This window comes from Lysinibacillus sp. CNPSo 3705 (genome assembly GCF_028674935.1).
Taxonomy (GTDB): domain Bacteria; phylum Bacillota; class Bacilli; order Bacillales_A; family Planococcaceae; genus Lysinibacillus.
Window position 1 is genome coordinate 15,804 of record NZ_JAQZSD010000059.1, and the last position, 11,913, is coordinate 27,716.

General features: G+C 35.8%; 8 protein-coding genes and 2 pseudogenes. 2 read left to right on the forward strand and 8 right to left on the reverse strand.

Features of this window, described 5'->3' with window-relative positions; all coding sequences use genetic code 11:
* Positions 1-1,348: 1,348 nt before the first annotated feature.
* Both PVA17_RS19730 and PVA17_RS19735 read left to right on the forward strand, forming a co-directional pair.
* Positions 1,349-2,530, forward strand: a complete 1,182-nt coding sequence (locus PVA17_RS19730) for an NAD(P)/FAD-dependent oxidoreductase (RefSeq protein ID WP_274068692.1) — start codon at positions 1,349-1,351, stop codon at positions 2,528-2,530.
* A 36-nt stretch (positions 2,531-2,566) separates the two neighbouring features.
* Positions 2,567-3,460 carry an RNA polymerase sigma-70 factor gene (locus tag PVA17_RS19735; RefSeq protein WP_274068693.1) on the forward strand — a complete coding sequence of 298 codons (894 nt, stop codon included), beginning with the start codon at positions 2,567-2,569 and terminating at the stop codon, positions 3,458-3,460.
* 355 nt (positions 3,461-3,815) lie between these two features.
* On the opposite strand, the gene vanT is transcribed toward PVA17_RS19735, so the two are convergent.
* The 8 genes and pseudogenes from vanT to PVA17_RS19775 form a co-directional block, all read right to left on the reverse strand.
* Positions 3,816-5,963, reverse strand: a complete 2,148-nt coding sequence (vanT, locus tag PVA17_RS19740; protein ID WP_274068694.1) for a serine racemase VanT catalytic subunit — start codon at positions 5,961-5,963, stop codon at positions 3,816-3,818.
* Positions 5,950-6,618 carry a D-alanyl-D-alanine carboxypeptidase family protein gene (locus PVA17_RS19745; RefSeq protein WP_274068695.1) on the reverse strand — a complete coding sequence of 223 codons (669 nt, stop codon included), beginning with the start codon at positions 6,616-6,618 and terminating at the stop codon, positions 5,950-5,952. The genes vanT and PVA17_RS19745 overlap by 14 nt, the downstream gene beginning before the upstream one ends.
* Positions 6,619-6,716: 98 nt before the next feature.
* Entirely contained in the window at positions 6,717-7,760 is a 1,044-nt protein-coding gene (gene vanG, locus PVA17_RS19750) for a D-alanine--D-serine ligase VanG (protein ID WP_132359593.1), read from the reverse strand.
* Positions 7,757-8,590 (reverse strand): glycopeptide resistance accessory protein VanW, encoded by an 834-nt coding sequence (gene vanW, locus PVA17_RS19755; RefSeq protein WP_132359595.1) that lies wholly within the window; start codon positions 8,588-8,590, stop codon positions 7,757-7,759. The genes vanG and vanW overlap by 4 nt, the downstream gene beginning before the upstream one ends.
* A 144-nt stretch (positions 8,591-8,734) precedes the next feature.
* Positions 8,735-9,868 (reverse strand): vancomycin resistance histidine kinase VanS, encoded by a 1,134-nt coding sequence (gene vanS, locus PVA17_RS19760; protein WP_483308040.1) that lies wholly within the window; start codon positions 9,866-9,868, stop codon positions 8,735-8,737.
* On the reverse strand, positions 9,858-10,553 hold the full coding sequence (vanR, locus tag PVA17_RS19765) for a VanR-ABDEGLN family response regulator transcription factor (protein WP_132359597.1): 696 nt from the start codon (positions 10,551-10,553) through the stop codon (positions 9,858-9,860). The genes vanS and vanR overlap by 11 nt, the downstream gene beginning before the upstream one ends.
* A pseudogene (locus PVA17_RS19770) lies at positions 10,550-10,714 on the reverse strand (helix-turn-helix domain-containing protein); the annotation flags it as partial. The pseudogene PVA17_RS19770 and the gene vanR, both read right to left, overlap by 4 nt.
* A gap of 826 nt (positions 10,715-11,540) precedes the next feature.
* Positions 11,541-11,913, reverse strand: a pseudogene (locus PVA17_RS19775) (chemotaxis protein); the annotation flags it as partial.

An 11,913-nucleotide genomic window follows, 5' to 3' on the forward strand; every position in this document is an offset into this window, starting at 1 on the left:
TGTTCAGCAGAAATTTAATCAATTATATTTACTTCTATATTTGTTGTTCCATCAAGTTGGGTTATCACTTTTCATATAATTGATAAAAGTTACTTATTGCGCTGAGAGCGTAATGGCGCAAAAAAAGTAAGCCTGCCCTCCTTGTGGCTAGTGGCCTACTTATCCTTAAAAATATTTATTTGTTTTATCAGCCGATTGCTATTGGGATGTACTCAAATTCCAAAATAATCCTCATGTTTTTTTATCCTGGGCATCACCCTACCACAGTTTATAGTACTCGCAATCCAAAGGCTCAATATTGTTAATTCGTCTAACGTATTCATTCCCCAACATAAATAGTGTCCACTTCGCTTTATTATCAGGCACAAATACTTTTTTGCTGCTATACTCCACCATACTTTCTCCTTTCGCAACACTTTGGGAAATCCATATTTTCCCTTACCAACAACTTCACCTATAACGAATGGTTTTCTCGGTTACTAAGTGACCTAAACCAACAACAAAGTACGTACCTTACAGTCCTTGGTTACTCCGAAACATTTCCCATATTTTAAAAAGAAATAAAATATTCTGCTATGGCATTTTTAGGGCCGTCTGTAGCCTGTTTAGATAAACAGGCTACCAGCACTCGGTGTGGCGAACGCCAACAAAGGGATTTTATTAAATACATAAAACCAATGCTATTTTCATAACTTTTCTTTCATTAGAAAACATCAAAAAGGCTTAGGAATAACTCCTAAGCCTTCTATTTCTATATCAACGGTGTATTACAAGAAGGTGGCTCATATACAATTTCTGCAACATAGTTAACTTTTAATGGTTTAATGGCACAATCTCAGCCGGAACTCCAATAGAAGTAGAAGCTGTAGAAATAGTTACACAAACTTAATGATTAATTTCTAACTAATCGCAAATTGAAAATGTCTAGCCTTTCTTCTACTTTTTGTACAAGGGTCACGTTTATTTCAAGCTACCCTTTATTTTTAATTACCTATCAAGAGCTTCGATTTGAGATAGTTTTTATACTTTTAACCTATCTGACCTTTTTAATGTCAGTATCCAATTGAGGTTGAAGTACTGAGATATTTTTAATAGCTAATTTAAACAAACTCCATTCTGAAAAATAATATTCAAAATTGAGTTTAACCTTTTTTGTTTAGTATTAGATTTTTAATAAAGTTTGATTATTTTTGTACTCCTTATTTCACTAAAGTACCCGTTAATACGGTGATACTGTGCTTTTCTATGCATGACCTTGTGTGAATACCCCAACGAATAAAATTGAACCTCTCTAAAGATGTCACAAATGATGTGGCTATTTCGTTTTAAGGTAAAGGAGGAATAAAAGATGAAACATATTGTCGTATTGGGTGGAGGATTCGCAGGAATCAATTTGGTAAATGGATTAATAAAAGAGTTTGGTCATTCAATTGGAAAAGATGTGAAAATAACGCTAGTAGATAAAAACTCGTTTCATTTTCGAAAAGTATTATTGTTTAAAATGATTATTGAGGACGCCAATTTAAAAGTTCCTTTAACAAGGTATTGTACAAATGGTGTGGAATATTTAAAGGGAGAAGTTACTACATTTCATCACACCAAGAAAACAATTACGCTTAAAATGGAGAATGAACAAAACAACACCCTACAATATGACTATCTTGTGGTAGCACTTGGTAGTGTTGTTCAGGAGGTCTCTAGTAAACTAGGTGGGATTACATTAAGCAGTATAAAGGCCGCTCTAGATATCAGACAAAAATTACAATCACTCATTCTACAAGCTAAAGCTGAAGAAAATAAAGAAGTGAGGAAAGGTTTATTGTGCGTTGCTATTGTCGGTGGAGGCATTACAGGTATTGAAACAGCTGCAGAACTAACTGCTTGGTTTAAAAAAGAAGTGCAAGAAGCAGGGCTCCATTCTAATGAGGTAGAGGTCATCTTGTTTGATTCAAAGGAGCATTTATTGCGAGGGGTTCCAGTAAAGGTAAGTGAAAAACTAGTAAAAGAACTGAATAGACTAGGGATTACTATTCGTGTTAAAACGAAAGTGAAGCAGTTTGAAGATGGTCAAATCCAGTGCGCTGATGGCACTACTTATAGAGTAGGAGAGTGTATTTGGACGCCAGGTGTAAAAGTAAATCCATTCATTCAAACACTCCAATTCCCTTTGACTAAAGAGCATCAAATATTAGTGACCGATACTTATAGTATACAAGGCTATCCCAATATATTTGCAATCGGGGATTGTGCAAGAATTATAGATAGAAAGACAAATCAAGTGGACGGCATGACTTGTAAGGAAGCGATTCCTCAGGCAGCAAGGTTAAGCAAAATATTAAAAAATGAGGTCTATGGTAATTCCCATTCTATAACGCACAAAGCATTTCCGATAAAATTGTATTGTATTAGTCTCGGTCCTGATAATGGCTTTGTTTGGGCTCAGAAGTGGGGATTAGATTTTACTATATCAGGGAAGATGGGCGCACGTATTCGAGAAAAAACATGGGATCAAGCGAGTTTGCTTGTGTAAATATGTAGTGTGCAAAGGAAAGTGAGGGTCTTAATTGTGGAACAAACTGAACTAAGCCGACTTTACGTCGAATACAAGTCACTTTTATTTTCGCTTGCTTATAAAATGACAGGCAGTGTTGCTGATGCAGAAGATGTGATTCAAGATGTGTTTATCAAACTAAATGGATATGAGGTAAAGCACAACCGAAATATCAAAGCGTTTCTATGTAAAATGGTCACTAACCAATGTTTAGATTTGTTGAAATCATCTAGAAATAAAAGCGAACTATATGTTGGAACGTGGCTACCAGAGCCGATAGTTTTTATAGAAAAGGACCCATTACAGGAAATGATGGTGAAAAGTGATGTTTCTTATGCTTTGCTCGTATTATTTGAACAGCTAAATCCAATTGAAAGAGCGATCTTTATTCTTCGTGAAGTCTTGGAATATGATTATGAAACAATTGCTGAAATTGTACAAAAGAAGGAAGACAATTGTCGAAAAATTTTAAGCAGGCTAAAAAAGATGCTTCCTGAGCTTGAAAAACAAATGGCAGTTGAACAAGTAAAAACAGATCGTGAACATGTGATTACTAGTTTTATTCGTGCTATTCAGCAAGGAAACATAACGCAGGTGATGGAAGTTCTTCAGGGAGACGTAGTTTATTATGCAGATGGAGGCGGTAAAGTAACTGCTGCAGTAAGACCTATTTACGGTGCTACACGAGTAAAACAACTTCTTATTGCTTTAGCAACTAAATTTCTTACGCGAGAAGAGTACTCCATTATGCAGGTAGAGGTCAATGGCAGTACTGGTATTGTAATCATGAATGGGGAAAAAGTTATTGTTGTCATGAGTTTTGAATTTGAAGGGAATAAAATAAAATCCATATTTTCTATTCTAAATCCTGATAAATTGAGTTTTATTCATACACAAACTAGAAAATAATGGTGAATAATATGATGCTCAAATCGTTCTTATGTTATACTTATCGGACGCTAAAATGAAACAAACGAGTGGTCTACATGAGAATCTCCATTATACAAAAAAATATTACCATAACCCTTTGATTGGATCAGTCAAAGGGTTATGTACGTTTAACGATGTCATTACATAGCACATATTCCCAGTATCTTGTTTCTTCAACAACTTCTCAATTTTTTCAGGGTCTGAATTCGGTTTAGAAAGGTTGGTTAGTACCACCACCATTTACATGTAGATTATCCAGAAAAGTAAAAATGATTTACCTGACAAACCGTCATATCTAGAGTTATTTTCTTTTTTAAATGTTTTATCTTGTAAATTATTTTGTTAAGCTCATCAATCTTGTTCCCAATCTGCTCAGCAGCTCATTTGATATACTGCCTGAATTGTTGGCGACATCTGGTGCAGTTAATTCCATTTCACCATCTCTACCAATTATCGTAGCAATATCGCCAACTGCCACACTAGGGATATCCGTTACATCAATTGCAAGTTGATCCATACAAACTCTACCGACTGTTGGTGCATGACACCCATCGATTAGCACATTACCCTTGCCGTAAGATAAATTTCTTGGTACTCCATCAGCATAACCAATAGGCAATATGGCAATTAAACTATCCCTATTTGCAGTAAATGTTCTTCCATAACCGACCGTTTCACCTTTCTTTATCGCTCGAATAAGAATAATCTTGGATTTCAGTGATAAAACAGGCTTTAAGTCTAAATTCAATTTAGTTTTGTCAGTTGGAGAACTAAGGACTCCATATAAAGCTATACCAGTTCTTACATAATCACATTGGAGTTCCGGATAATTCAGTAATCCGTAACTGCTCTGTATATGCACCTTACCAGGGTTAATGCCGCTTTCCGACAACTTACCTATCAAACTATAAAAATGGCTTATTTGAGTTTGTGTAAACTCCACATCATTAGGTAAAAGGCTATCAGAAACACATAAATGCGAATAAATCCCACAAACACCTAATTGCTTTGTATTGTAAATTTCAGAAATGCCTGATAGATCATCAACATCAAATCCAAGGCGTTTCATACCAGTATCAATCTTAATATGTGATTTAAGATTGTAACCTTGGCAGCTCAAAGAAACCGCATAATTATAATCAATAAGGCTTTGTATAAGGTTGTATTTATGAAGTTCTTGCGCTCTAGTTGGACATGTATAGCCTAAAATTAGTATTTCACCTTGAATACCATATTTGCGCAATTCAATACCCTCATCTATAGTGGCTACAGCAAAGGCTTTTACACCTATTTTATTTAGGGATGTCGAAACTTCAAATGTACGATGACCATATGCATCTGCCTTAACGACAGCCATCAGTTCGCAGTCTTTCGGCATTGCTTTTTGTAAAATTCGTGCATTATGCTTAAGATTGTTCAAATCAACCTCAATCCATGATCTACCCTTACCTTTTTGTACCTTTTGAACCTTTTTACTGCGACCTAGACGACTATAAAGGCGCAAAAGTACAATGGATGCAACGACAGAAAGGACAGATACAACAACATAATGGACTAGACTATTTTCTATTAAAATAGACTGCATACGTAAGATTGTTGCACACATACGTACTATAACAATGATCATTGGATGAATAATATAAACGATTAAAGTTAATGAGCTGAGTGCCTTCATTCTTTGTCCCTTCCAATATGTAAGGGCATTAAATAAAAAGAACATACAAGGCACAAGCATAATATACATACTGTCGTGTCTCTGTACGCCCAAATGGTGCAGTATCATTCCCTCGCCTAACATAAATGCGAGAGATATTACAAACCCAACAACACTTTTTTGGAAAGTAACTTTTATTGCTTTATCTTTATCCGCTATAATGCCGCCAAGGACAAAGAATAGTGGGGCAAGAAAAAGTCCATTTCTCGTATAATCCGATACCTCAAAAATCAACGCGAACATTTTTTGAAGAAACGGTATTTTTTCTGCAAACCCATAATAGCTATCACCAAGCATTCCTACTACATAAAGAGCAGAAGTAACGATGAGTGCAACACTCACCCCTACTCTTTTTACAAGATACCACGCAATTGCAGCACCGATAATCGATGCAGGAAGATACCATAAATGATATAAAGTACCATCGAAAACTATATCTTTAATGATATTTGGAAGTAGGTTATCCATCGAAAAATAGCCATTGTAAATGTTTAATGGTAAATACAGCAATATGGCAATTCCATATATAATGGACGTCTTTTTGATAAAGCTTTCCAATTTATCGGAATTGTAATTGTACCTTGAAATCAGGAAAAAACCTGTTGTCATAAAGAAGAAAGGTACAGCAATTCGTGCAATAATCCGTGTTAAGACGAAATCGCCTGTTCCACTGTATGAAAGTAATGGAGATGTATGGACGGCAATAACTAGTAATGCGGCAGCAAACCTAAAATAATCAATGCCTGCATACGTTTTATTCCTGTTCATTTTGTCTCCCCCACACCGTTACAATAAAGCCGTCTACATTATTGCCAGATACTTGATAAATAGAATGCTCGGGTAAAGTAATTTCCACTTTTTCTGTATGACAAGGAACGAAGAATATTTCGATTTCTTTTCCTTCATTGCCCACTATACGAAGATGTTCTTTGTTATAAGTGAAATTCCTTATATATTCAATGTATTCCTCAAATGACAGATGTTCTTTATCCATCACTTCGGAATGAGGATACCCAACAAAACGAAAATGCCATGGTTCATGAGAAATCCCTGTAATCTTTTCTTTGTCTGATTGATAACGCTCAATAAAGCCGTAATAAGGTGCCGTTTTTCTAAACTCATTGCAGATACCCTCATACGGAAAATCTGGTCGAATAAAATCTATTACCTCTTGTTTTAATCCTAAGTCAATTGCAAGTCCCGTATGATGCTCACTATGGTTAGGCAAAGCAACGTAGCTTTCAGTAAAGCTTCGACCATTATCACGCATTGAACCATCATATATTTCTTCTTGTTCAGCTAGCGATCGGTGTCCACTAACTGCAACAATTTGATCCGCACAGCCGATTTTCTCAAAAATGCACTGTAATGCATTTACAGCATTTCGCTTCATACGCACATCAGGATACTTTTCATCAACCATTGAAAACCCTTCTACGCTATGAGAGTGAACAGGATAGTGGGCATTCACAAGGATTAAGTCCCCTTTATAAATTTGAGATTTATTTAGAATGATCGTTTTCATTTTGTGTATAAACCAATCAGCTTGTCTAAAATTTCTTCATAAGACAGACCGATGCCTTTCATCATATTTGGATAACGACTATGAGAAGTGAAGCCAGGAATAGTATTTACCTCGTTAAATACGATCTCTCCCGATGGTGTCAAAAACATATCGACTCTTGCAAAACCTGAGCAGCCAAGTGTTTTATAGATAGTTTTTGCAGTTTCCTGAATGCTCTTTTCGCAAGCATCATCAATGCGTGCTGGCATATGAATTTTTGAAGTTTTTAGGCTATATTTCTCTGCGTAGTCAAAGAAACCGTTAGATAATTCAATTTCGTCTACTCTGCCTACAAGTAAGTCATCTATTCCTAAAACAGCACACCCAACTTCAAATCCTTCAATAGCTTCCTCGATAATAACCTCATAATCATGTTCAAACGCCAAATCAACTGCCGCCTGCAATTCGGATTGTTCGTAAACCTTTGAAATCCCAAACGATGAGCCTGCACGAACGGGCTTTACAAACAACGGATATGCTAAATCTTTTGATAAGCTAAGCGCTTCATGCATTGTAGATTTTCGCAGTGTTATTGCGTTTGGCGCAGCAATACCTGCTGCTTGAACAAGTTTATGTGCTCTATCCTTATCCATACATAAAGCAGAAGAAAGGGTATCACAACCAATAACCTGTATTCCTGCTAATTCAAATAACCCCTGAACAGTTCCATCTTCACCATTTTTCCCGTGTAATAAAGGAAGAGCAAAATCAAGTTTAGTAACACGGATACCTTCTTCTGAAAGCTCCACAATTCCACCCACTGAATAATTTTGAGAAACGATAATTGGGGTAAGGTTATCGGTGTCATCGAGCCATGAGTTATTAAGAATATGTTCGAATTCTCCATCATAACGATACCAATCACCTTGTCTTGTAATACCAATTGGAATAATTGTATATTTCTTAGCGTCTAAGTTTTCCAAAATCGAGAAAGCACACTGTAACGATACGGGATACTCCGAAGAATTCCCTCCGAAAATTACTGCAATATTAGGTTTCATTTTTTATTTCCTCCATGTTTTATGATTTCAATGTCATCAGGTAGCTCGTAACCTATTTCACAAGTATTGTTATATAAAAAGGCTTGTTCGTTTTGTCCTGTTGTAACATCTGTTCTAATACGATCAACAGAAGCCTTTTGAAATAGTTGGCTACCAACTTTGTAATATGAAATAGATTGATTAAAAATCTTATATTTATAGGTTTGCTCCTTGTCAGAACGGATGTGACCGTACATAAATTCTTCGTCAAAGGAGATGTTGATTTGAAACGTATTATCTGTTTCATTTCTTACTTTCAAATCTAACCAACCTTCATTAATAGTTGCATCAGTTCCAAAGGGTAAACCCTCTGTTGTGGACGGGAAGGATTCAACAGCGTGTCCGTGTCGCTCTACAATCGTTAGCGGAGTATGAAGGAACATCCAGAACAGCATATTACTGAGCTGACATATACCCCCACCGTATGAGCCTACAATTTTCCCATCCACTAGATTTAAACCGTCCTTGTATGGTTGCAAACGGTCTGCATACCGTACAAGTTGCCAGAATGAAAAAGTTTCATTCGGTTTTATAATGAACTTGTCGAGCGTTTTTGCGGCAAGTTTCAAATTGTGTACTTTGTTTACTTGGTACTTCATATCAAATCCGCTGTTTTTATTCAGCATCAATGATGAGGTTGAAAACACTTCATAGGGCAAATTAATTACGGCGGTTTCCTTTGCATATTCGTTGCCGTCGAAGCGCATCTTTAAATAGAAAAGTTGCTTCCTTTGCCATTTGCGTAATGGAAGCAGAAACGGAAACAACTGTGTTACTCTTTTCCGTGACACTGTGTACACTCCTTTGTTTAATTCCTTTCAAAACAAAAAGCACCCTTGTTTTGATACATTAATTGTATCCATAACAAGAGTGCCGTTTATTTGTTTATCACGACGACTTTCTACTATTTTTATATTGAATTTCTTACAAATTTCCTACGAAAGAGGGAAAGTCACTTCAAAACAGGTTAATTCATTTTCACTGTATGCCGATATTGTACCTTGATGAAGTTCGACAATCTCCTTAGCTATCGCAAGCCCCACCCCTGCTCCACCGCTATTTGAACTACGGGCAGTATCCAGACGGTAGAATTGCTCAAATATTCGTCCTAGTTTTTCTTCTGGTATTGTATTGCCACGATTAGTAAACTTTAATGTTATATAACTGTCATCCTGCTCGGCAGATACTTCGATCGCAGTGTCTTCAAAGCTGTAATTAACAGCATTACGTAAAAGATTATCAAAGACACGTTGTACTTTATCCACATCACATTTCAGCATTATATCCGGTGCTGCATGCAAAGTACATGTTAAGTTTTTCGTTGCGAACATCGGACGGAATTCAAACACGAACTGTTCAAGCATTCGTGTCAAATTTACTTTGCTATATTCAAGCGTAATATTCGAAAGGTTAAATCTGGTGATTTCAAAGAACTCATTGATCAAATCTTCAAGACGCTCTGCCTTATCCAATGAAATGGATAAATATTTTTCTCGTAGTTCTTCAGAAATTTGGTTTTCATCTCTGAGGAGAGTAAGATACCCTATTACAGATGTGAGTGGTGTTTTTAAATCGTGAGCAAGATAAACAATGAGGTCATTTTTACGTTGTTCTGCGAGCTGGGTGTCCACTTTCCTTTTTTCTAGGGTATGTTTAATCTGATTTATCTTTTTTTCAGTAGCAGATAATTCCCGGGATAGTATAACATCTCCAGTGTCCTCTCTAATTAACGCATCAATACCACGATTGACCTCAATGAAGTACTTCGTAAATTGATTAAGATAAAATCGTAAAAGGATAAAAAACACACCGGCGCACGCGGCTAACATAATTAATTCTTTATTATTCCCAAAGATTTGCTGATATACAGTCATTGCAACATCGTAATCTATTTTTAGCACACGATTAAGAAACCAAACTACACCATTTGCAAATCGCCCTTCTAGCACAACACTAAAGAGTAAAAAGAGAATAACAGCGCCAGAGAAAACGATAATGGCTGCTCTGGAAAACAGTTTATTCCGCAACTCTTTATATTCCCTATTATAATCAATCTTTTTATTTTTCAATTGTGTAACCTACCCCCCAAACTGTTTTAATGAACTTTGGTTTTTTGGCAGGCTCGTTCAGCTTTTCACGCAATCTTCCGATATGGGCCATAACAGTATTATTATTATCAAGATATTTTTCGCCCCAAACAGCTTCAAATAATTCTTCCGAAGAAACTACTTTGCCTTGACGGTCAAATAAATACCAAAGAACAGAGAACTCTTTGGGCGTTAACGAAATTTCCTTTCCAAACAAATAGCATTTGTGAGTTTCTCTATTAATTAGTAATCCTTTTAATTCATATTCATTAACAATCTCAGATTCGGATGTATTGTTATACATCTTATAACGTCTTAGTTGGGTCTTAACTCTCGCTAATACTTCTAACGGGTTAAATGGTTTTGTTATGTAGTCGTCAGCTCCAATAGTAAGTCCCATTATTTTATCGCCATCCTCAACCTTTGCCGTCAGCATAATAACGGGATAGAAGTACTTCTCTCGGATTTTCTGACAGATTTTAAACCCTTCAATATCAGGAAGCATAACATCTAAAATAGCCATATCAAGTTTGATAGACTCAATACATTTTAAAGCATCCACACCATTGTAGAATTTATATACTGTATACCCATCATTTTTAAGATAAACCTCAAGCAAATCGGCAATCTCTTTTTCGTCGTCAACAATTAAAATATGTTCATTCATACTTGTATTTTTCCTTCCTTGTTATCGGGGATAGCTTCCATAATATCTCCAAAGTCGCATTCAAGAACTTGACATATGCCAAGTAAGACGGGAAGCGTAACATTTTCATTTTCCCCACTTTTTGCAAAGGTGCTTTTACTTGCACCGATAGCTACATGAAGTTGGCTTTTTTCGTACTTTTATCTATTAATAGCTTCTATAGCCTGTTATATCTGACTTTCATTTAAACCTCCACGATTGAATGATAATAATAATTTCAATATAACACAAATAATCGGCCTTTATACAAAACCCTTTAGACTGTGTATTCAAACATTAAATACAAGCTATACTACTTTTCAAGCAAGCTCTATCGAACAAACTACTAAAGATTAATTAGGCTGGTTATACAAATAAAAAAAAGCATTTGTGTAAATAAAGGTTGGTTAGTTCCACCGCCATTACATGTAGATTACCCAGAAAAATAACAATATTTTACCTGACAAACCGTCTCCCCAGTATTGCACTGGGGTTTTTTATATCTTTTTTTATTGTCCGAGCTTGTCAGAACCCTCTCCTTCAATAAAAAAGATACTTTTGATGAACACTTTTGAAGTATAGAGCGCTAACAAAGGAATCTTTTTAAATACATAAAACCAATGCTATATTCATAACTTTTCATGAAAGCATCTAAAAAGGCTTAGGTATATCTCCTAAGCCTTTCAATCTTTCTATTATTGAGTAATGCTTGAGTTGAAATCAAATGATAAAGTAGTTATCAATCCTTATTCCAATCTATTCTTAATGAGATTTTGGCATATGGAGTATCTAATAAAAAAACGTTAGATATCGCCCCAACTCAATAAGGAATTTAGAAGAATTGTATTAAATTAACTAAAGGTGCATTCAACCATGCGGCTCTTCTTCAAGTGCCTAGAGCTTTTTAAAATGTCCTTTACAATGGGTACATTAAAAAAGGAATCGTGATTTTTATTATGTCTGATTCTGTTAATATTTAAATTGACTAATTAGCTGCTTTAGCTCATCTGCCATATGCGCAAGAGCTTGTGCAGAAGCATTAATTTCTTCCATAGAAGCTAATTGTTCCTCTGTAGACGCTGCAACATCCTCTGAAGCAGTTGCATTTCCTTGTGCAGAGAATGCTAAATTCTCCGTAACAGCTGTCACCTCTTGTACACTTGCTGACATTTGTTCAGATGCAGAAGATACCTCTTCCATTTTAGGAGTAATTTTATCCATACTCGACTTTATCACTTGGAACTTCGTGATAGCTTCGTCTGATACATGTAGTCCATTTTGAACATCTTCTGTAACTTTTGCCATGATGTTGACAGATTGTTCTGTTTCTATTTGAATGCCA